This is a genomic window from Serratia silvae (assembly GCF_023282985.1).
GTDB classification, from domain to species: Bacteria; Pseudomonadota; Gammaproteobacteria; order Enterobacterales; family Enterobacteriaceae; genus Chania; species Chania silvae.
In genome coordinates this window covers 1-21,612 of record NZ_JAGQDC010000002.1, presented here as the reverse complement: position 1 = coordinate 21,612, position 21,612 = coordinate 1, and the positions used below count along the sequence as shown (strand labels likewise).

At 50.9% G+C, this 21,612-nt stretch carries 22 protein-coding genes, 1 tRNA gene and 1 pseudogene; 9 read left to right on the top strand and 15 right to left on the bottom strand.

What is annotated here, in order from left to right:
- Positions 1 to 85: 85 nt before the first annotated feature.
- Complete coding sequence (locus KAJ71_RS02170) at positions 86 to 382, bottom strand: YfcZ/YiiS family protein (RefSeq protein ID WP_021806065.1); 297 nt, start codon at positions 380 to 382, stop codon at positions 86 to 88.
- 408 nt (positions 383 to 790) lie between these two features.
- Here KAJ71_RS02170 and fadL point away from each other — a divergent pair, with 408 nt between their 5' ends.
- Positions 791 to 2,113 (top strand): long-chain fatty acid transporter FadL, encoded by a 1,323-nt coding sequence (gene fadL / locus KAJ71_RS02165; RefSeq protein ID WP_065683041.1) that lies wholly within the window; start codon positions 791 to 793, stop codon positions 2,111 to 2,113.
- Positions 2,114 to 2,193: 80 nt separating this feature from the next.
- On the opposite strand, the gene KAJ71_RS02160 is transcribed toward fadL, so the two are convergent.
- The 12 genes from KAJ71_RS02160 to ccmA all read right to left on the bottom strand — a co-directional run bounded on the left by KAJ71_RS02160 (position 2,194) and on the right by ccmA (position 12,908).
- Positions 2,194 to 3,945 (bottom strand): flotillin family protein, encoded by a 1,752-nt coding sequence (locus KAJ71_RS02160; protein WP_248944182.1) that lies wholly within the window; start codon positions 3,943 to 3,945, stop codon positions 2,194 to 2,196.
- A gap of 88 nt (positions 3,946 to 4,033) precedes the next feature.
- Complete coding sequence (locus KAJ71_RS02155; RefSeq protein ID WP_248944181.1) at positions 4,034 to 4,660, bottom strand: OB-fold-containig protein; 627 nt, start codon at positions 4,658 to 4,660, stop codon at positions 4,034 to 4,036.
- A 329-nt stretch (positions 4,661 to 4,989) separates the two neighbouring features.
- Entirely contained in the window at positions 4,990 to 5,751 is a 762-nt protein-coding gene (mlaA, locus tag KAJ71_RS02150) for a phospholipid-binding lipoprotein MlaA (protein WP_248944180.1), read from the bottom strand.
- A 34-nt stretch (positions 5,752 to 5,785) separates the two neighbouring features.
- Entirely contained in the window at positions 5,786 to 7,000 is a 1,215-nt protein-coding gene (gene ccmI / locus KAJ71_RS02145) for a c-type cytochrome biogenesis protein CcmI (protein ID WP_248944179.1), read from the bottom strand.
- The gene (locus KAJ71_RS02140) at positions 7,000 to 7,467 is read right to left on the bottom strand and encodes a cytochrome c-type biogenesis protein (RefSeq protein WP_248944178.1); all 468 of its coding nucleotides are present in this window, start codon (positions 7,465 to 7,467) and stop codon (positions 7,000 to 7,002) included. Before KAJ71_RS02140 ends, ccmI begins: the two co-directional genes overlap by 1 nt.
- Positions 7,464 to 8,015, bottom strand: coding sequence for a DsbE family thiol:disulfide interchange protein (locus KAJ71_RS02135; RefSeq protein WP_248944177.1), 552 nt, complete (start codon positions 8,013 to 8,015; stop codon positions 7,464 to 7,466). Before KAJ71_RS02135 ends, KAJ71_RS02140 begins: the two co-directional genes overlap by 4 nt.
- The gene (locus KAJ71_RS02130; protein WP_248944176.1) at positions 8,012 to 9,982 is read right to left on the bottom strand and encodes a heme lyase CcmF/NrfE family subunit; all 1,971 of its coding nucleotides are present in this window, start codon (positions 9,980 to 9,982) and stop codon (positions 8,012 to 8,014) included. The genes KAJ71_RS02135 and KAJ71_RS02130 overlap by 4 nt, the downstream gene beginning before the upstream one ends.
- The gene (gene ccmE / locus KAJ71_RS02125) at positions 9,979 to 10,473 is read right to left on the bottom strand and encodes a cytochrome c maturation protein CcmE (protein ID WP_248944175.1); all 495 of its coding nucleotides are present in this window, start codon (positions 10,471 to 10,473) and stop codon (positions 9,979 to 9,981) included. The genes KAJ71_RS02130 and ccmE overlap by 4 nt, the downstream gene beginning before the upstream one ends.
- Complete coding sequence (gene ccmD, locus KAJ71_RS02120) at positions 10,470 to 10,721, bottom strand: heme exporter protein CcmD (protein ID WP_248944174.1); 252 nt, start codon at positions 10,719 to 10,721, stop codon at positions 10,470 to 10,472. Before ccmD ends, ccmE begins: the two co-directional genes overlap by 4 nt.
- Positions 10,718 to 11,455: a heme ABC transporter permease gene (locus KAJ71_RS02115; RefSeq protein ID WP_248944173.1), complete on the bottom strand. Its 738-nt coding sequence runs from the start codon at positions 11,453 to 11,455 to the stop codon at positions 10,718 to 10,720. The genes ccmD and KAJ71_RS02115 overlap by 4 nt, the downstream gene beginning before the upstream one ends.
- 161 nt (positions 11,456 to 11,616) lie before the next feature.
- Positions 11,617 to 12,276, bottom strand: coding sequence for a heme exporter protein CcmB (ccmB, locus tag KAJ71_RS02110; RefSeq protein ID WP_248944172.1), 660 nt, complete (start codon positions 12,274 to 12,276; stop codon positions 11,617 to 11,619).
- On the bottom strand, positions 12,276 to 12,908 hold the full coding sequence (gene ccmA, locus KAJ71_RS02105) for a cytochrome c biogenesis heme-transporting ATPase CcmA (protein ID WP_248944524.1): 633 nt from the start codon (positions 12,906 to 12,908) through the stop codon (positions 12,276 to 12,278). Before ccmA ends, ccmB begins: the two co-directional genes overlap by 1 nt.
- A gap of 236 nt (positions 12,909 to 13,144) precedes the next feature.
- On the opposite strand from ccmA, the gene KAJ71_RS02100 reads away from it, so the two are divergent.
- The 4 genes and pseudogenes from KAJ71_RS02100 to KAJ71_RS02085 all read left to right on the top strand — a co-directional run bounded on the left by KAJ71_RS02100 (position 13,145) and on the right by KAJ71_RS02085 (position 15,033).
- Positions 13,145 to 14,095: a formate/nitrite transporter family protein gene (locus KAJ71_RS02100; protein WP_248944171.1), complete on the top strand. Its 951-nt coding sequence runs from the start codon at positions 13,145 to 13,147 to the stop codon at positions 14,093 to 14,095.
- Positions 14,096 to 14,240: 145 nt separating this feature from the next.
- A tRNA-Arg gene (locus tag KAJ71_RS02095) sits at positions 14,241 to 14,315 on the top strand.
- 163 nt (positions 14,316 to 14,478) lie between these two features.
- Positions 14,479 to 14,778, top strand: a pseudogene (locus tag KAJ71_RS02090) (Arm DNA-binding domain-containing protein); the annotation flags it as partial.
- Positions 14,779 to 14,874: 96 nt separating this feature from the next.
- Positions 14,875 to 15,033, top strand: a complete 159-nt coding sequence (locus tag KAJ71_RS02085; protein WP_248944170.1) for a hypothetical protein — start codon at positions 14,875 to 14,877, stop codon at positions 15,031 to 15,033.
- Between the two features lie 146 nt (positions 15,034 to 15,179).
- Here KAJ71_RS02085 and KAJ71_RS02080 read toward each other — a convergent pair whose 3' ends face one another.
- The gene (locus tag KAJ71_RS02080) at positions 15,180 to 16,427 is read right to left on the bottom strand and encodes a hypothetical protein (RefSeq protein ID WP_248944169.1); all 1,248 of its coding nucleotides are present in this window, start codon (positions 16,425 to 16,427) and stop codon (positions 15,180 to 15,182) included.
- Positions 16,428 to 16,661: 234 nt separating this feature from the next.
- On the opposite strand from KAJ71_RS02080, the gene KAJ71_RS02075 reads away from it, so the two are divergent.
- On the top strand, positions 16,662 to 18,482 hold the full coding sequence (locus tag KAJ71_RS02075; RefSeq protein WP_283106621.1) for an acyltransferase family protein: 1,821 nt from the start codon (positions 16,662 to 16,664) through the stop codon (positions 18,480 to 18,482).
- Between the two features lie 49 nt (positions 18,483 to 18,531).
- On the opposite strand, the gene KAJ71_RS02070 is transcribed toward KAJ71_RS02075, so the two are convergent.
- Positions 18,532 to 19,758: an O-antigen ligase family protein gene (locus KAJ71_RS02070; protein ID WP_248944167.1), complete on the bottom strand. Its 1,227-nt coding sequence runs from the start codon at positions 19,756 to 19,758 to the stop codon at positions 18,532 to 18,534.
- Positions 19,759 to 20,372: 614 nt separating this feature from the next.
- Between KAJ71_RS02070 and KAJ71_RS02065 the strand changes: the two genes are divergently transcribed.
- From KAJ71_RS02065 to KAJ71_RS02055, 3 genes are read left to right on the top strand one after another with little or no spacing between them, the layout of a single operon-like run.
- On the top strand, positions 20,373 to 20,681 hold the full coding sequence (locus KAJ71_RS02065; protein WP_248944166.1) for a transposase: 309 nt from the start codon (positions 20,373 to 20,375) through the stop codon (positions 20,679 to 20,681).
- On the top strand, positions 20,678 to 21,280 hold the full coding sequence (locus tag KAJ71_RS02060; protein WP_248944165.1) for an IS3 family transposase: 603 nt from the start codon (positions 20,678 to 20,680) through the stop codon (positions 21,278 to 21,280). Before KAJ71_RS02065 ends, KAJ71_RS02060 begins: the two co-directional genes overlap by 4 nt.
- A 1-nt stretch (position 21,281) precedes the next feature.
- Positions 21,282 to 21,515 carry an IS3 family transposase gene (locus KAJ71_RS02055; RefSeq protein WP_248944164.1) on the top strand — a complete coding sequence of 78 codons (234 nt, stop codon included), beginning with the start codon at positions 21,282 to 21,284 and terminating at the stop codon, positions 21,513 to 21,515.
- Positions 21,516 to 21,612 lie beyond the last annotated feature (97 nt).

The following is a 21,612-nucleotide window of genomic DNA, read 5'->3' as shown; positions in this document are numbered from 1 at the left end:
AGCGGGAGCAACTTTCTGGTAGGGGGTAAAGCGGTGCGGATACCAGCAGGGGCGCATATTACGCCCCTACGGGATCGGGTCGGGATTAACGCAGGCCGAGCTGGAAGATCATGGTTTCTGCCTGGCAAGAGAAGGTGAAATCCACATCCAGTTGCACGCCGCCGTCAACCGGTTTAATGCTACTGCTGATGTCACAAGGATCGGACTCCACGCCACGCGCCTTTTCAGTCAGTGCCGCCAGGGTTTGCTCTGCATCTTGCTGATTGGCAAACACTCGGCTGTAGGAAGCGGTGCAATCGGTGTTATCCATCACGGTTCCGACATCGACACAGCAGCAGGCAGCAGTTTCCTGAGCGTTACACTTATTGATTGCATCTGACATAATTGAAATCTCCTCACGGGCCGCGGTTACGCTCACCCAAATAGCCATTTATGACCTGGCGCAAATAAACAAAAATTCTGTGTTTATTTTACTCCTCAGGCTTGCCAATCACTAGCCTTACTTTTTGTAAGTATTTTAAGTGACGGAAATCACATAACTAAATCGCCATTCGGTAAAAAAACATAAGAATTTTGTTATATGTGGGTCATTTTTTGTTATGTGGATCTCTTTTTTGATATCAATCTTGAAATACTTCAAAAACAAACTTGCAACATCTTAACAGGTCAGACCTATAATTCAGCCACTGGTCTGATTTGTCAGATTGATAACGGACCCTACAATCGCGCGCTCCATGTTACCTTGTGTAACATTGTTTAAATAATAAACACATAAAATGAGGTTTTGGTCATGAGCCAGAAAAACCTATTCACTAAATCAGCTCTCGCAGCTGCAGTGGCAATTATTTCTTCAAACGTGTATGCCGCAGGATTCCAGCTGAACGAGTTTTCGGCGGCTGGTTTAGGGCGAGCCTATTCTGGCGAAGGCGCAATGGCGGATACCGCTGCCTCGGCAAGTCGTAACCCAGCAACCATGATGATGTTTGACCGCCCTTCTCTCACTGCGGGCGCCGTTTTTATTGACCCAGACGTTAACATTACCGGCACCTCACCTTCAGGCCGCAGCCTGGATGCGAAGAACATTGCCCCGACCGCCTGGGTACCCAACCTGCACTACATTCAACCGCTGAATGACCAATGGGCAGTCGGCGCTTCCGTGACCAGCAACTATGGCCTGGCCACCGAATACAACGAAGGCTACACCGCTGGCTCCGTCGGCGGTACTACCGACCTGACTACCGCCAATATCAACCTGAGCGCCGCTTACCGTCTGAACCAACACTTCAGCTTCGGTCTGGGCTTTGATGCGGTGTATGCCAAAGCCAAAATCGATCGCTACGCCGGTGATTTGCCACTGCTGATCGCAGGTTCAGGACAACTGCCTCCGGCGCTGGCTGGCCAGGTAGCTCAAATCCCTGCTGATACCCAGATTTCTCATCTGGAAGGCAATAAATGGGGCTATGGCTGGAACGCGGGCGTGCTGTATGAAGTGGATGAAAACAACCGCTACGGCTTTACCTACCGTTCTGAAGTGAAAATCGATTTTGACGGTGACTACAGAAGCAGCCTGCCTTCTGCCTTTAATCCTCTGCTCGGCAAACTTGGCCTGCCAATGGGAACCGACGGCAACAACGTCCCAGGTTCTCTGACCCTGAATCTGCCAGAAATGTGGGAAGTTTCCGGGTATAACAAAGTGGCACCACAGTGGGCGATCCACTACAGCATGGCCTACACCAGCTGGAGCCAGTTCCAGGAGCTGAAAGCGACCGACAGCAACGGCAACACGCTGTTCCAGAAGCATGAAGGCTTCCGTGACGCTTACCGTATCGCGCTGGGTACTACCTACTTCTACGACGATAACTGGACCTTCCGTGGCGGTATCGCCTTCGACGATAGCCCGGTCCCAGCACAAAACCGCTCTATCTCGATCCCGGATCAGGATCGCGCCTGGATCAGCGCCGGTACCACTTACGCGTTCAATAAAGACGCTTCTGTCGACGTGGGTGTGTCCTACATGCACGGCCAGAAAGTCACCATCAAGGAAGGCCCATATACCTTCGAATCGAAGGGTTCAGCCTGGCTGTACGGTGCTGGCTTCAACTACCGTTTCTAATCTGTTTTCTTAGACAGAGACGTAAAAACGGCGGGATTATCCCGCCGTTTTTTATTCTGTTAACTCTGTCCTGCCGTAACTCAGGAAAGGCTTACCGTCGTGATGCTGTGCTCAGTTGACGGTGCATACGACTCCGGTTTTTGTTCCGCAATTTCTTCCTGTACGACTACAGCGTCAGGCTCCGCCAACGGAGCAACTGGCTGCGCCTGCGGTAAAGCAGCGGTCAACGCCTGCAATGAACCACCGCTGATACCGATTTCCTGTAGCAGGGAATCGATAACCGGGGCGTGGGTGCGATAAGCGAGCGCGGCAGACATCGCCTGCTCGGCCAGATTACCGCCGCCGACCGAAGCCGCCGTCGCACCTGCGGCACCGCCAGAACGGTTCAACCCATCAACCTGGAGGATCTTGATGCCGTCGATGGCCTTCATCGGCTCAACGGATTTCTCAATGATTGCCGGCAGTGCCTGCAGCAACGCCAGTTTGAACTTCAGGCTGGTCTGATCGCTGGAAAGCATATTGACCGCTTCGTTCAACGCGCGCTGGGTTTCCGCTTCCGCCAAGCCTTTCTTACGTGCGGCTTCGGCCAGTTCAATAATAGCTGCGGCCTGCAGTTCGGCGGCTTCTTTCTCCGCGCGGGCTTTCAGCGTCAACTGCATCGCCTCGGTTTCCGCCCCTTGACGGGCTTCGATCAGTGCAACCTGCTTGGCACGATCGGCTTCAGCGGTCTGGCGCGTGGTTTCCACGTTTTGCTCCGCTTTCACCGCTTCGGTCAACGCGTCATTAGCGCGCGCCTGAGCCTGGGACTGCTGCTCAGACTTGGCTGCAATGGCGATGGCCTTGTCCTGCTCGGCGATTTCCGTCACTTTTGTTTGCTCGATGGCGGCCATTTCCGTGACTTTACTCTGCTCGATCTCTTTGACGCGGATTTCACGGTCTGCCTCTACCTTACGGGTCCGTACCGCTTGCTCGCGCTCGATTTCCGCCTCCTGGATCTGACGCTCGGCAGAGATGCGGCTCTGTTCGGCCTCGCGGCGGCGTTCCGCTTCAAAGGTGGCGATCCGCGAGCTTTGCTCGGCGCTGCGGGTTTTAACCTGCTGCTCCTGCTCAAGCGACATGAAGGCTTCCTGCTGCTCGATCTCCAGCTTGCGTGACATGGCATCGCGGTTTTTCTCGCGTACCGCGACTTCCACGTCTTGCTCGACTTCGTTACGCTCGCGACGACGACGTTCGGTTTCCTGCGTCAGCTTGGTCAGACCTTCGGCATCGAAGGCGTTGTTAGGATCGAAATACTCTTTCGAGGTCTGGTTAAAGTTGGTCAGCGACACGCTTTCCAGCTCCAGGCCGTTTTTCGCCAGGTCTTCAGATACCGTACTCTGCACACCTTGCACGAAGTTTTCGCGCGTATCTTGCAGATCTTGCATGGTCATCTGCGCAGCAGTGGAACGTAAGGCGTCGACAAACTTGTCTTCCACCAGTTGGCGCAAATCTTCCGGGGACAGCGTGCGCTGGCCCAACGTCTGTGCAGCGGTGGAGATCCCTTCAATAGTCGGTTGCACGCGGACGAAAAATGCCACCACCACGTCCACGCGCATTCTGTCCTTGGTGATCAGGCTGTCGTGCATGGCACGGCTGACCTCCAGCTTCAGGGTCTTCATGTTGATTTCAACAATCTCATGAAACACCGGCAGGGAAATGGCACCACCGCTCAGCACGACCTTGAGCCCACCCAGACCGGTACGTACCAACGACTGTTCCGCCGAGGCGCGGCGATACAGGCGTGAAAAAATCAGCCCGATGATCAGCAGGACAACAAAGATACCACCCGCCATCGAACCCCAAAACGTAAGACCATCACTAATTATCACTAGAGCTACCTCTCCATAAGCATTATCAAAATAATTCCGTTAAAAACCACATTCACAGCAGATCCGGCCAAGGGTTGGCGCTGCCGCTGAAGCGAGAGCCAGAAATACGCGCCGTAACCAGCACCTTGGCTCCGCGTACAAAGGCGACGTCCACCTCATCCGGCTCGATCAAAATGTAATGGGTGCGCCCGTGCTCATCAGTCAACCTGGCTTCTGCCGGGGAGCCAGCCGTGGCCGTTGCGCCGGTCATTATTGCCATCCGCCCAACAAAGCTGTCCGTGGAAACCGCGCTGCTTTCATCGCGTGGCAAGTAGCGAGCAATGCCGCGACCACACCAGCGCACGCTAAACACGGCGACGATAAAGGCAACTATCACCGCCAACCACACCGGTAGCTCACCGCCTGCCAGCCATTGCAGTATCAGACCACTCAGGGAAAAGCCGCCGAGAAACAGCACGATGATGACCAGCAGCGGCAAACGCCCGATATGCAGCCAGCTCAGGCCATGAGCGAAGACGTTCTCACCCAGAGTAATATCCGGATGGGAATCTATAGCTGCGTCGAAATGGCTGGAAAGGGAAGCACCGAGAAACACCGCTAGCGTTTCCAGCACGCCAATAAACAGCAGCAGGAAAAGAGCGATCAAGAAAGGGGCATTGCCTGAAGAAAGTAGGTCCATATTGGCGTTCTCCGTGCACATCACAGCGAAAATATCGCGGCAGCAGAAAACCGGGAGGAAAGAGGGTACAAAACGCGGTAAAAGGTGATGCTGCAATCCGCTATAAACGATCCTTGTTCCACACCAGCCGGCTCCCAAGCCACGGGCTCTGCCTTTCATGTAACCAGCGGCAGTCGCCTAGCGTAGATTTTAGCATTTACTGCACCGCCATCCCAGAAAATCCTCAATAAAAATGATTATCATTTGCATAAATAAAAAAGGATCCCTGGATTTCCGGGGATCCTTTTTCAAACGCTATTCACCACAGGATACGTTGAAAAAACTAATCCTTAGTTGGCGGAGTCGATCTCGTCCAGATCGCCCTGGATCGCCTTGGCATTCGGGTTTTCCTGCGGCTTGAGCACCCCATCATTCGCCAGGAAGTCATGGCGTTGGAAGTAGGCGTCACGCATCATCGCATAAGGATCGGAAGAGTTGCGCAGCAACCCATCGGAATCCAGCAATTGAGCACGGGTTTCAACCCCTTCCACTACCCATTTACCTGCCGACATCCAGAAAGTGAGATAACTCAGCACCGGATAAACGCTATCCGCCCAGTCACCACCGTCTTCACGAATGGTAAAGCTGCCGTAGACCGGTAAGTGGACATACGGGCCGTAACCTACGCCGTAGTTCCCCAAGGTACCACCGAAGCGGCGTGGTTCTTCACGCGCCAGTTTCGGGTTGGCCATTCCGGCCACGTCGATCAACCCGCCCATCCCCAACAGGGTGTTGAGGAAGAAACGGTTGAAGTGCTTCATGCCCTGATAAGGGTTACCACGCAGAAATTCGTTCACCATGCTGGCTGGCTCTTCCAAGTTGGAAGTAAAGTTACTCAAGCCATTACGCGCAGGCGTCGGGACGTAATCACGCCATGCCACCGCGACCGGGCGCAGCACGTAGGGATCCATCACGTTATAGTTGAAGTTAAACATCGCCCGGTTAAACCCTTCAAGAGGATCGGAACGTCCTTGCGGATCGTCACCAGGCGAGCTGGCACACCCTACCAATAACACCGTTGCGAAAGCCAGCCCAGTCAGGCGAAAATTCATATATTTCTCCATGAAAACCCTTGGATTCGTTTTATCAGGGAACCTGTTTATCTATCTGAACGCTGACCTGCTCCTTGCCGCTATAGGCTTGCAGCGTACTATCGCCAAACCAGTCGCCCGCCTGCGGCGTTGCCAGACCATCCTGTGAAAGCCTGACGTGCACCTTCACCTGCTGCTGAGCCGAAAGCAGACGCTCAGGCATCATGGCGTTGCTGTCATCCAACGTGAATGATAGCGGGAAACGACTAAGCGGCAATTGCTTAACCGCTACCGGCACCGGGTTGGTTCCATCGGTAACCGAAACGATCAGCGTTCCTTGTTGTGGTAATGCTTTTGCCGCCTCTGGCGACAGCGTGACAGTGACGGAGAGTTTAACAGTTTCTGCGCCCACCTGAACTTTTGCTTGTTCAATGCTGCGTTTTATCACTGCAACACGCTGGTCGTCGGCTGGCAACAGTTTCAACATCACCTGCCAGGCACCGATCGCCTGTTGGTAATCGCCCTGTTCAAAGGAGTTGAACGCCAGCAGGCTCAATACGCGCACGTTGGTGTGATCTTCTGCCACCATAGTACGTAACATCGTGGTCGCCTGCTTGTTATCTTCCGGATCGCCAGAGCGCGTCAGCACTTCCGCATAGCCCAGGCGTACTTCCATATTGGTTGGATCCAGGCTGTACGCATGAGCAAAAGCCTGCGTCGCCGTGGTGGCATTATTCAACGCCATCCCGACACGGCCAAGCATCATCCAGTCGTTCAGATTTCTATCATCTTGCTGCAATGAGGTGCGTAAACCCAGGCCAAGACGGGCGATCTCTTCCATGCTCAGCGGCTGGGCACGTTCATTGGCCACCCGCGCGCGCAGTTCCGGCATTTGGGATTCTACCTGATGCCAGGCCATAACCTGAGCCAAACCGCCGGTTTTCAGATAAAACCCAACCGATACCACCACCAGTACCATCACGCCTGGCACCAAAGCCCAACGATTGATGGGCCGCGCAGGCTGCTCATCCGGTTGCCCAGGGATATCGTTCAGCAGGTTCTGTTGCAGCTCTTTAACCAACTCAGGGCGTTCCGCAACCACCCCTTGATCTTCATCTTGCGCCAGCTCGTCAAGGCGATCCTGGTAGAACGCCTTGTTGAGCGTATCACGGCTGGCCGCCGTACTTTGTTTCCCTTCGCGCATCGCTGGCACAACCAGCAACGCGCTCGCACCGACCAACAACACTATAATTATCAGCCAAAAAGCCATTAGGGTTTCTTCCTGTCAGTCTCTTTCAGCAACGCCGCAAGACGCTGCTGCTCCTGCTCGGAGAATTCCTGGTTGACTGCGCCCGCCCGACGTTGACGGGTACGCAGTATTACTACTGCCCCACCAATCAGCACGAACAGCAGCGGCCCGACCCACAAGATCAAGGTAGCTGGGGTCACCGGGGGTTCATAGGTCACAAAATTGCCGTAGCGCGCCACCATATAATCGATGACCTGTTGCTTGTCTTGCCCCTGCATCATCAGCTCATACACCTTGGTGCGCATATCCGCCGCGATGATGGCGTTGGAATCGGCGATGCTGTTGTTCTGGCATTTAGGGCAGCGCAGCTGTTCGGTCAACTCGCGGTATTGCTGTTCCTGCTCTACCGAATTGAATTTGTAAGTATCGATGGCTGCAGCAGCACTCCAGCTTAGCAATGCCGCCACCAGTATGGTTATCAGCCTCATGCGTCGCCCCCATATTTACGGTACAGCGGTAACACTTCCTGCTGCCAGACACGCTCATTCATGTCCCCGGCGTGGCGGTAGCGGATAATACCTTCACCGTCGATCAGGAAGGTCTCCGGTGCGCCATACACGCCGAGATCCAACCCCAGCATGCCGTCGCCGTCGTACAGACTCAGCGCATAAGGGTTACCCAACTGATTGAGCCACACCACTGCCTTCTGGCGATCGTCTTTATAGTTTAGCCCCACTACGCGGATACCTTTGGCCGCCAGAATATTGAGATACTCGTGCTCCGCCCGACAAGTGGGGCACCAGGTCGCCCACACGTTCAGCAATATCGGTTTGCCCGTGCGCAGCACTGCCTGATCGAAGGTTTTACCTGGATGTTCCAGGGATTCCAACTTGAAGGTCGGCACCGGTTTACCAATCAGCGCAGACTCCAGCATGGTAGGATCTTCACCGCCAGCGTTACGCGTCAGCTGTACCAACAAAGCCACCACCAACAACAGGAACAGGATTAACGGAATAAATAACAGTTTACGGTTCATGCCTGCTCCCCTTGTTTGGCTTCACGTTTGAGTTTTTTGCTCATGCGATAGCGCGGATCGAGAATACACAACACGCCGCCAATCGCCATAAACACCCCACCGAACCAGATCCAACGGACAAAAGGTTTGTAGTAAAGCCGCACTGCCCAGGAGCCATCGTCCAACTCTTCACCCAACGCGGCGTACAGATCGCGCGTTAGGCCACCGTCGATGGCGGCTTCCGTCATCATGCTGCGCGCCACGCTGTAATAGCGTTTTTCCGCATGCAAGGTGGCTTCTGCCTTGCCGTTACGGGTGACATCGATAATCCCGACGCCGCCGGTATAGTTTGAGCCACGGATATCGTGAACGTCGCGGAAGATGAAGCGATAGTCGTGAATTTCCACGCTATCACCGGCCTTCATGCGCACATCACGCTCAACGCTGTAGTTTTGGCTAAAAGCGATACCGATCACCGTGACAGCCACGCCCAGATGGCCTAACACCATGCCCCAATGGCTACGGGAAAGGTGCTTGAGCCCCTGCCAGAAACCGTGGCGATGGGTGGCTCGCTCATGCAGCTCCATCAGGGTCAGCAGGATCACCCAGATGGCCATAATCAGCCCGACTACCGTCATTCCGACGATACTGTCTTGCAGCAGCCAAGGCAGCAGGATCGACAGTACCAGCGTGATCACCAACGCCACGCCTAGGCGACGCCAGAGCTTGGTAGGTTCGTCACGACGCCAACGCACCAACGGACCGATGCCCAGCAGCAGCGCCAGCGGTGCCATCAGCCAGGTGAACATGGTATTGAAGAAAGGCTCACCGATGGAAATGCTGCCCAGTCCCAACTGTTTATGCACCAGCGGCAACAGGGTACCCAACAACACCACCAGCGTGGCGGCGATCAGCAAGACGTTGTTGCCCAACAGGAAGGTTTCCCGCGAGAAGGTTTCATGCTGTACCCGGCTACGCACCTGCCCCCCCTTCACGGCATACAGCAACAGCGAGCCGCCAATCACGATCACCAGATAGGCGAGGATAAACATCCCGCGCGCCGGATCGGAGGCAAAGGAGTGAACGGAAACCAGCACGCCGGAACGCACCAGGAAGGTGCCCAACAGGCACAAGGAGAAGGCGGTGATAGCCAGCAGCACCGTCCAGGCTTTGAAAGTCCCGCGTTTTTCGGTGACCGCCAGCGAGTGCATCAAGGCCGTACCGGCCAGCCAAGGCATAAAGGAGGCGTTTTCGACCGGATCCCAGAACCACCAGCCGCCCCAGCCCAGCTCATAGTAAGCCCACGCTGACCCCAGCACGATGCCCATGGTCAGGAAGACCCAGGCCGCCGTGGTCCAGGGACGCGACCAACGAGCCCAGGCCGTATCGAGCCGCCCGGCCATCAGTGAAGCAATGGCGAAGGCAAAGGCCACAGAGAAGCCCACATAACCCATATACAGCAACGGCGGATGGAAGATCAGCCCGATATCCTGCAACAGCGGGTTAAGGTCGCCACCGTCTATAGGGAAACTCGGCAAGGTACGGGTAAACGGGTTGGAGGTCATAATGATGAACAGCAAGAACCCGGCGGTGATCATCCCCATCACCGACAACACGCGTGCCACGGCATCCTGCGGCATTGCGCGGCTACACATGGCAACCGCCAGTGACCAGCAGCTCAGCAGCAGCACCCACAGCAGCAGGGAACCTTCGTGCGCTCCCCACGTCGCCGCAATGCGGTAATACACCGGTAGCTTGGTATTGGAGTTGGCTGCTACATAGGAAACGGTAAAGTCATTGGTAATAAACGCGTACACCAGGCAGGCAAATGCCAGGGCGATGGCGAAAAACATGCCATAGGTTAACGGGCGGGCTACCGCCATCATGCGTCTATCCTGACGCGCCGCTCCCCATTGCGGATAAAGGCTCAGCAGCAACGAAATCGCCAACGCCAGGCACAGCAGAAAACTCCCAAGTTCCGGCATCATGACTTGTTGCCCCCGTCCGGCGAACTGCTATAGGTAGAGGCCGGGCTTTTATGATTCTCTTTCATGGCATCCGCGACTTCTGGTGGCGTATATTTTTCATCGTGTTTGGCCAGCACTTCACGCGCATTGACCACGTTACCTTCCCCCAACACGCCTTGTGCCACTACGCCCTGCCCCTCACGGAACAGATCCGGCAAAATCCCGTTGTAGGTCACTTCGATGGCCCCCTTGGCGTCATAGACCTTGAAGCTCACCTGCAGGCTTTGCTGATCGCGTTTGACCGAGCCAGGCATGACCATGCCACCGATACGCAAGCGCTGCCCCACCTCGGGCTTTTCATGCTTTTCACCCTTGCCTTGCAGGATCTCGCTTGGGGTATAGAACAGGTCGATATTGGAGCGCAAGGCATACAGCATCAGCGTGGCGGTGAGCGCGACGCCAATCAGTACGACAATGACCAGATAGAGGCGGCTTTTACGACGTGGGTTCACTGTGATTTCTCCCGCGAGTTAACAGACTGCGGTGTGGCCGCGGATTGCTTTGGCTGCTGTGATTGCCGAATACGCCGTTCACGTGACGCTTGGCGGCTGACCTCGGCCAGTAGCTGCTTGCGCTGCCACAGGGTGTGGACCAGCAGCCCCAGCAGGGAAAGCAGGGTTGCGGCCACGGCCAACCAAACGTAAAACGCGTAACCGCCCATGGCGAAGAACGCCTGCCAGGAACTGAATGCAGCATTCATGACTGACGCTCCTTGTTAACCAATTCGGCGACCCAAGGGCGCTGACGTTCCTGGAAAAGGATCAGATTTCGCAGGCGCATCAAGGTCAGCGTAATAAAGAACAGCAGGTAACCGAAGATCGCCCAACGCAGCGGATAACGCATACTTGGCGCAATGCTCTGCTGCATATTGGTTGAGCCCTGATGGAGGGTATTCCACCATTCGACTGAGAAGTGAATGATCGGAATGTTGATCACCCCCACCAGTACCAGAATACCGGCGGCTCGCCCGGCCAGGCGGCGATCATCGAAAGCGTTATACAACGCAATGATGCCCATATAAAGGAACAGCAATACCAGCTCCGAGGTTAGGCGTGCGTCCCACACCCACCAGGTGCCCCACATCGGTTTGCCCCAGGCAGAGCCGGTAACCAGTGCAATAAAAGTGAACACCGCGCCGACCGGAGCCATGGCCGCGACCACGGTATCGGACATTTTCATCTGCCAGACCAGGCCGATAAACGCCGCTATCGCCATCGAGCCATAAATGCCCATCGACCAGATGGCCGCCGGAACATGAATGTACATGATACGGAAGCTGTCACCCTGTTGATAATCTTTAGGTGCGAAACCAAAGCCCCACACCCAGCCGACCAGCAGACAGAGGGCGCCCGCTATCCCCAACCAGGGGACAAAGCGGCCACAGACATGGTACAGCCGTTCCGGCCTGGCAAATTGATGTAACCATTTCCACATTGTCGTCATTGCTCACGGTAATAAATCATTCGGTTGCCGCTCTCTTCTGGCAGAGCGGCGATAGTCTTGCGTGCGGAAAAGGCTCTTATATACCCGTCGTCTTTCAAGCTGCAGCTCGAAATCCATAGGGTATAGGCATTCATCCGCGATTAAATTTCCAGCTAGTGTACGCTTACACGCAACGCAGCTGCAGTGGCAAAAGGCGCCAGGGTTATACTGCCCGCCAACATCGCGCCCAGGATGGCCAGGTAACCGTCGATCGGCATCCCCATCGAGGCGGCATCTATCGCTGCGGTAGCAAATATCAGTACCGGAATATACAGCGGCAACACCAGCAAACTCAGCAACACGCCGCCTTTACGCAGCCCCACCGTCAATGCCACCCCGATAGCACCAATCAGACTCAGCGTTGGGGTGCCCAGCAGCAGGGTAAGCGCCATCGACATCCAGGTATTCACATCCAACGACAGCAACAGCGCCACCAGCGGCGACAGGATCAACAACGGCAATCCGGTCACGATCCAGTGAGCACACACTTTGCCTAACACCGTCATTGGCAGCTGCGTTGGCAATAAGAGTAGCTGTTCCAATGAACCATCCAGGTAGTCATCACGGAACAATCGCTCCAGCGAAAGCAACGAGGCTAACAGCGCCGCTACCCAGATAATCCCCGGCGCAATCCGCGCCAGCAATTGCGGTTCTGGCCCAACACCCAACGGAAACAGCGTGATCACGATCAGGAAGAACCACAGCGGGTTAACAATCTCGGAGCCTTTACGAAAGGCAATTTTCAGTTCCCGCCGCAGTATGATGAAGAACATCAGGCAATCTCCGCGCTGGTCTGTGTCAGGCGAATTTTCCTTACCGCCTGCTGTGTATCGGTTAAATCTTGATGCGTAGTCAGTAACACCATACCGCCACGTTGCGCATGTTGCCCAAACAGCGCGGTCAGCTCCACCACGCCTTGCTTGTCTATGGCCGTCAAAGGCTCATCCAGGATCCACAGCGGGCTTTTGCTGAGCCAGAGCCGTGCCAGCGCCACCCGCCGCTGTTGCCCGGCAGAAAGCTGCGCCACCGGCAAATCCTCGTAACCTACCAAGCCGACCTGCTCCAACGCCTGCCAGATGGCCTGACGATCGGATGAGTGGTTAACAGCCTGGTAAAACTGCAAATTCTCAAACGGGGTCAGCATGGATTTAATCCCCGGCTGGTGCCCCAGAAACAGCAGGTCCAGATGATATTGCTCACGGCAATGGCGTGTATTTTCGCCCTGCCACAGCACTTCACCTGCGTCTGGCTGCGCCAGCCCGGCCAAAATGCGCAGCAAGCTGGTTTTGCCTGCCCCATTAGGGCCTTCCACCTGAATAATGTCCCCCGGGCTCACCAAAAAACTCAACCTGTCAAACAGAGTACGTTCGTCTCGTACACAACTAAGATTTTTGGCTTCCAGCATGGAGGACTCATATTTTTCTTTGGGATACCGAATCATAGCATAAGCCACAGTGCGCTCGAAGCCCGCAGCCTAGCGTGAATGTACTCCATTAGGGGTAATATTGCGCATCAGATCAAAATTGCGTAGAAAAAATCAGCAACGTTAAAATTTCGTTACTTTTTTCTCATTTTGTTGGCGCACTTTCCTTCGCCTCATCAGCAACTACGCTTAGTTATCAGCCGAAAGGAGAATGACCATTGAGCGCAAAACCCGAACGTCCAACCAACAGCAATGAAAACAGCGTTAAGGTCGAAAGCGAAGAGCACGATCAGGGCAAATCCACCATTGAGGTCAATGAGGAAAAACTCCCCTCACGCGCCGCTGCCGTGCATGAGCAAATCCGCATGGAGGGGGAGAAAGAACTGGAGCGTGACTGGCTGGCGTTAATGCTGTCGGCCTTGGCGGCCGGCTTGTCGATGGGAGCTTCCCTGGCAGCGAAAGGGATTTTTCACGCACGACTACCGGACGACCCAAGCCGGTTTTTTATCGAGAACATCGGTTATACCTTCGGCTTTATCATCGTCATCATGGCTCGCCAGCAGCTGTTTACGGAAAACACCGTCACTGCGGTACTGCCCATTATGCATAAGCCGACGCCGAAGAACTTCGCTATTCTGTTCCGCCTATGGGGGATAGTGCTGTTGGGGAATCTACTCGGCACCGGCCTGGCCGCACTGGCGTTTATCCATATGCCCATTTTTGATGAGAATACCCGCGCCGCCTTTACCAGCCTGTCTGAGGAAATCATGCATAACTCTCCTGGGGAGATGTTTGCCAACGGCATTCTGGCAGGTTGGATCATCGCCACGATGGTGTGGATGTTCCCTTCAGCCGGGGCAGCCAAGATCTGGGTGATCGTGTTGATGACCTACCTGGTGGCGATTTGCGATCTGACCCATATCGTGGTCGGTTCCGTCGAGATCCTGTATCTGGTGTTTAGCGGAGCACTCCCTTGGCAGGAGTTCTTCTACCCGTTCGCCATCCCGACGTTGGCGGGCAATATCATCGGCGGCAGCTTTATCTTCGCCCTGATCAGCCATGCGCAGATCCGTAATGATATGAGTGATAAGACCAAAGCCGAACGGCTGAAGGCACAACGGGAGAATCACTCCAGGAAAGAACACACGGATAAATTAGACCGCGAATAAAACTTCTCCAACCAGTTCGCGGCACAGTAAGAGGTGAATAATCGGGAAAATGGGGCAGAACGAAAGAAAACCGATTATATTTCAGGCAATCAGACCAATAGCCCCTTAAACCCGAGCGTAAAAATGGGTATACTGCGCCCGCCGTGTCCCCTTAGTTAAATGGATATAACGAGCCCCTCCTAAGGGCTAGTTGCAGGTTCGATTCCTGCAGGGGACACCACATTGATGCGAACTGGCATCACCCCACACGAACAAAACCCAGCCACAGTAAAACCGCCGAAGAAATCGACACGAACCCACACGAACCGACAAGCATTGGCTACAACGAACTTTTACGGGCATATTGTGGGCACAATCAAAAAACACCCCGGAATTATGCCCACATGCTAACGGTCAAGCAGATAGACGCAGCGAAGCCAAAAGACAAAGCCTACCGCCTGGCTGATGCTGGCGGCCTATTCCTCTTTGTACCGGTCACCGGCAAGAAGGTGTGGCACATGCGCTATCGGTTTGACGGGAAAGAGAAAACGCTAGTTATTGGCCCGTACCCAGAGGTAAGCCTTACTGAAGCTCGCTCAAAGCAATCAGAAGCCAAAATGAAGCTGCTGGTTGAGGTCGATCCTGGCGAGCAGAAGCAGGCACTAAAGAAGCAAGAGAAGAAGGCGGCGGCAGATACTCGAGGAATATACAACCATGCTATCTATCTTGATACGCGGCGAGAAATGATGCAGTGGTGGGCTGATTGGATAGATGGTAACGTGGATTAACTGGAGCGACCTATGCGTAAAGTGAGAGTTTTGGAACGGGCCATTTACTGCATGACCGAAAACGATGCTTACCCGGATCCACATTACGACGACAGCGACTCATTCTGCGTGTGGCACGACGAAGAAGGCCAGTATTGGCTAGATGTCTATTTGGCGCAGAGCTTCCCCTGAGCCATTCGCTGACTTTGAAGCGGTGAAGGCTTACGACTATGTGATACCTATGAAGAGGTGAAGCTTGGTGTGGATTGGGAAGGGAAGAAAGTATGCCGAGATTACTCACGGCACACTTCATGCAGCTAGGTCGTAAAACTTGCACGTTAGTATATGTACCAGTAAGTTCCGTCGAAAACCGCTTCCTTATTCCACGGCCCGCCAGAAATCTTCGCAGATGAAGCACCGTTGACGTTGCTGTCTGGCGATTTGAAAACGACAACTGAGTCAGATGGAGAAACCTTCATAAGCTTCATCGTGTACCCTGCGAACACACTTTCTTTTTTCGGTAGTGTTAATGTTATCTCCCCATCTGGACTGATTAGATATCTACCCACGCGGTCAGAAAGTTGCATGCTTGTCTTAGCTACGGCAGTCTTGTAGCCGATTTTTTCGATAAGTCCCTTTGGGCCTATGACTGACACTACCCTTTTCCCGTCCTTCCACAGTACAGAACTATTTTTATTCTTCCCTTCAAATAGCAACCCATCATCAGCGCTAGAAGACTCAAGGAAGCTTGTTTTTGGACTACTCGCATTAGTATTCGCGCTAGCAAAACTAATATTATTTCCTTGAGACAGGAAGCCGAAAATCCATTGCTGCTTGAACCCACTGACAGCTGATCTGCTGAGGTAAGCTGCCGTTCCTCCATATCGTGAGATTGGCAAAACAACAGTATCTATTCCATTAATGACTTTAGGATTTGGTTCAATATTATTTACGATGGCATTTTCTTGAATTACACCCATCTTTGCCCTTCCATTTTCCGGAAGAAACATATTAAAGTTTGTAGCCCATATTTTAGTTATCGGATTTATTGTAATTCCCGCGTCATTTGTTGGGGTCCCCATTCTTTTAGTTTTAGTGCTAACCCAGCCTGCCGTGATAATTTTACCTTCCGAAACAGACACAACGTAGGATGACCATTTAGGATTGTGCATTGTATCTATAATCATCCCTGGCTTTATGTTTACCGCATCAACTTCCTTTGATGTAAATGATGTTGGTGTGAAACTCCCTGACTTAATAACCTCCCATTCTTTTAACTTTGGAGCCGTGTTGTCAGCATAAAGACCTACAGAATCGCGATTTTGGTAGTAAGCAAGGGATTTAACATACGGTATGCCAATAATTGGGAAGTCGAAAGGATAGCGTGAGTTCGCCATGAACGCGGCAACAACAGCACTGCTTCGCATGCCATATGTGTCTTTGGAAGCATAGTAACCAGATGCGTAACTATCGGGAAGTTTGTGGGGAACAGGGTTAAGTCTCCCCAGTGCATTTAGCTCCACCTCTGCCGCTGTTGCTGGCATTACGATATGCGCCAAAGCACACAAGAACACAATTTTCATCATCTTAAGGTGCATAATGTCAAATTCAACTTTTCATAGATAAGTAACTTTATTCTCTCAGTGTCATGGTTTGAGATCAACCGGCATGCTTGGTGGCCATATTCCTTAAAGTCATATTAGATATTATACCTAGCATTTTCATGTGGTTACAAATACCACCACACCGCAGCCGCACTTGCTGCAATCCCTCCTCGTTGCTATGATTGCGTCAAACTTATAACGTTCGTGAAACTTAAAATGAATTTCAGACTAGATATTAATGGGTTGCGATTTTTGGCGGTAACCATGGTTGTCTTGTTCCACTTCAAGATCGGGCCATCGTACGGTGGATTTGCTGGTGTTGATGTGTTCTTCGTTATTTCCGGCTTTCTCATGCAAGAGATTTGCAGCAAAGAGATGAAAAAGCACGGCTGGGTAATGGGATTTTACAAGAAGAGATTTAACCGCATCTACCCTGCGCTTCTTGTAATGTCCGTTTTAGCGTTTGCCGTTGTCCTGGCAACAGAAACACCCGATGGCGTTAAGTCTGCATTTAAGCAGGCAGCTTCCGCACTCACATTCACATCAAACATCTACTACTGGATCACAAGTGGCGGCTACTTCTCTGGTTCGTCTGACTTGAACTGGTTGCTCCATACGTGGTCCCTCTCTCTTGAGTGGCAGTATTACTTAATATTCCCAGCAATCATCACCATCGGCAATATGCTTGGTAGGTATAGGAATGCGTTTTATCTTTCCACCATTATCCTTTCACTATGCTTGTGCATATTTATAAGCAGAAACCACCAGGACGCCTCTTTCTACTTATTGCCTACAAGAATGTGGGAGTTGATGCTTGGTGCGTATGTGTCAGCACACAAGTTCAAAAACAACTACAAAAGAACAACAGAGATAGCCTCAATTTTAATCATCGTTGCATTTTGCGTCCTGGTCAAAGAAGGGAATACGTGGCCGGGATCATTGACGCTTATCCCAACCCTTTGCGCTGCTGCTGTAATAAATGCATGTGTGAGCAATGAATCGACAGTGTTCAGGTTCTCACCAATCCAGTTGATAGGAAAGGCATCTTACTCAATATATCTATTCCATTGGCCTGTTGTTGCCTATATGGCTAACAACTCTATTGAGTTCAATCCGTTAAGCTCAACAGTTGGTATCGCGCTGTCGGTGGCTCTGGGGTTCGTTTCATACAGATACTTTGAGAACATTAGGAATTTAAAGGGGATCAAGGCGGTTTCTGCCGCAACGGCATTCTCTCTTCTGGCATTTGCCGTGTCATCTATTGGCTTAAGTAAATATTGGATATCAGATCGAACCATTAAGCTGGAAGAGTACAAATACTACTCAGATAACGCAATACGGATTAAGCAATTTGGCAATGACAACGGTATATGCTTCTTAACAACAAAGTACAATGACGTGTCTTTCTTTGACAAAGAAAAGTGCTTAACGCCATCATCAGAAAAGAAAAATATCCTCCTGATTGGAGATAGCCATGCGGCTGAGTTTTCTCAGGCTATGAGAGAGGAATTCACTGACTATAATGTTATGCAGGCCACTGCCAGCGGATGCATTCCGATAGCATCAATAGATCCATCAAGCTATTGCCAGAAGCTTATAAACTATATCTATGATGATTTTCTTAAGAACAACAAAGTTGACGGCATTTTCATATCGGCAAACTGGGTGGCATTTAACGAATACAATTTATTAGAAAAACTGAATGCATCTCTTGCAAACAAAAAAGACGCCAAAGTATATGTTATTGGCCAAACAAAAACATTCGAAATCGATTTCTATAAGATAGCACAAAAAGTTGATAGACTGCGCATAGACAAGCTTGTGACAAAAGACTCAGAAGAAATTAATAATGTCATGATTGATGATTTTAAAAGCACCGAGCTTCATTATCTCGATGTGTTCAATTTAAACTGCATTGAGTCTAAGTGTAATTATTTTATTGGAAATGATATTCCGTATATGTTTGACAGGAACCACTTAACTAAGGAGTGGGCAGAAGTATATGTTAAAGAAATAAAGAAAATGACGCGAATTTGATATTTTAGAGAGCCATGCAGCAATATGCAGTTTACTGCATGGCTTTTATTTATTTGATGAAGTAATTAGTTCGCGATGCAAGATAAAGCATCATCGCACCATTAGTAACAAAAAGAAGCGGATTCACAGCCCCCATTCCTAACCATGATAAAATCATAATGCACTTTATCATTATCTTTTTAATTGGCTTGTTTTTATATGAATCGTCATATGCAAAGCATGTATATATAAATGATCCAAACAATGCTATAACCCCAAGCAAGCCGATCTTCATGAACATTGACAATAGTTGAGATTCATATGTATATCTTGCATCCCCCACCGCTCTTGTAAAATCAGGAATGAAGTAACCAATTCCCTTGCCTAGCATAGGAGCGCTGTCAAACTTATTAATCAGTTTGTTATTTTGCATTATCCTATAGCTGTCAGATGAGTAGTTGGTTTCTGCATTAATCCTTGATGAGACAGCTTCGTCTATATATCTTGATGCTGAAAAATAAACAATAAGTAACGATACAAATGCCATTGCAAAGAAAGTAAATATTTTTTTCATCGACGAGTTAAGAAGGACCGCAGTAAATATCATCACTAAACTTAGGGCCCAAAAGGCGCGCGACATTGTAAAGAAAACAGATATTAATATAAGTGATATGACCAACAGTCTCTCTTTTCTATTCCCGTCGCCTTGCAGTAGTTTTGAAAATGAAAAGAAAAGAACTAAAGGTATAATGCAGTCGTAGGGGAACTGGACCCTGGCAATAAAGTTTACCGATGTTGTATAAGACTGCAAAGTCCAACCCATGAACTCTGAAAGCCCCTTCACCATCAAATATAGAGACATTCCCGTTAAGGCGCAATACAAAATCATCCCTACTTTTATAAGCCCAATAAAAGCAACAACTTTCTCTACACTTGCAACCATTCTGTGTGTGTCAAATTCGTTTCTTGTAGCTGCAATCATTATTGAAAGCAAGAAAATTGCAATAAAAACATCTCTAGCCTCAAAAAAGACAAAATCCAAGCTATTACCGGATGCGATTGAATACAGGGATAGCATTGTCAATATAATTAGCATTGGCAATGATACAATTAAAGCCCGTGCCAATGTTTTAGATAGATTCACCTTTGTATCTTTACTTTTGAAAAGCAAAATTGCAGCAAATGGAATTATGAAAATAAACTTTGCACCAACACTCAAAAGGATGTTAAAAACATAAGCGTTCCACTTTCTTAGCCTCATTGTATTATTGGGTGTGCCGCTATCAACATTAATCACTGTCATCGCCCTGGTTAGTATCTGAAAATGTTAAAATATCCATAAAATTATGCACTCACAACCGCCGTAATGCAATAGCCATTATCTCAATAATCGCTAACCGGCTGGAACCTACGGGTTGATCATCAAGGTGTTGCGGCGCGTACTCAAGCAAGCATCAGCATTTCCAGTGCGTAGCAATGACTTCTCGGGCGGAGAAGGAATGCCAAAATAAAAAAATCAGATAAAATTAATGTTACTTCTATTTATGGTGATGGAATCATGTATTACATAGTATCATAAGGAAGGTCCGCTCATACGAACTGCAAGCTACAGAGATAATTATGCAAATAGGATTAATGGGAGTCATTGCACTCCCTGTTATTATGAATAGCCGCTATCCATAGCGGCAGTAATTTAACTTACGACATACCACGCACCGGAAACGCACTCAATGAAATATTTTCTGAGCCCCGCTACGGCTAGTGTAGCTGTTGTTCCACCTCCATTAATAACCGCGTCTCCTGTATATGAACTAATTGTAATATTCCCAGATGGGATGCTCCCTGTTGTAATGGTCTAATCATCCCGGACACTTTGTTAGAAATATAATAAGCAGCACTAACGAGGTGAGAATGCGCAGAAAAACGTTTACCCATGAGTTCAAACAGGAATGTGTCAATCTGGTCCTTCAGCACAACTACCCGGTGACACAAGCTGCTGAAACAATGAACATTGGTCTTTCAACATTGCAACGCTGGCTACACCAGTATCGCGGAGAAGTTCGTGGCGAGACTCCGGCAGCCAGTGCCATTACATCTGAACAACGGCGAATACAGGAGCTTGAAAAGCAGGTACGTCAGCTTCAGAGCGACAATGACCTGTTAAAAAAAGCTTCGGCCTTCTTCGCCATGGAAATGAACAACGACAAAAAGTCGCGGTGAAGCTGAAGAAGGCCGGTGCAAACATCCAGCAGGTATGCCGCTGCCTGTCGCTTACGCGCAGTGTATTTTACGCCCGGAGCAAGCGGCCAGCGCTAAAAGCCGAGGTTCTTATGCTTCATGCGGCGGCTAAGCATGTTCATGCTGAAATGGATGCGACGTACGGCAGTCGACGCATGTGTATTGAGTTGCGTGAGCAGGGTTTTAACGTTGGCCGATACCGCATTCGTCAGATAATGAAAACCCTGTTGCTGGTTGCAAAGCGTCCTGGACGTCGCCGCTATCCACGAGGTGGAAAACCAGCAGTAGTGGCGGATAACCTACTGAATCGGCAATTTAATCCAGAGACATTGAATACCTGGTGGTCAGGAGATATCACCTATCTTCGCACGGCTCAGGGCTGGTTGTATCTGGCTATTGTCATGGACTTATGTTCAAGAAAAATAGTGAGCTGGGCCTTCTCAGACAAGCCGGACAGCACCCTGACTATCCGGGCATTACGGCTGGCGATGAATAAACGACGGCCAACAGGCCCAGTCGTGTTCCATAGCGTTCAGGGGGCACAGTACAGTATAGTTCCAATCCTGCCAGCAGGAGCTTGATGTGACGGGCAGCATGAGCCGCAAGGGCAATTGTCTGGATAATGCGGTTACAGAGAGGTTTTTCCGCAGCCTGAAAGGAGAAAGGGTTAACTATTGTCGCTATGAAACCCGAAGTCAGGGTATTGCAGACGTTATCGATTATATCGACAGTTTTTATAATCTGAAGCGGCGGTATTACCGGCTGGGAAATATCTCGCCGGATGAATACGAACGACGACTACAACAATGTGCCTAAATCGGTGTCCGGTTTTACTTGACCATATATGGACGCCCCGGGTGTCACAAGTACTGGTTCGATACGGTTTGCGACCATATATCCGGCGTCATTAGTA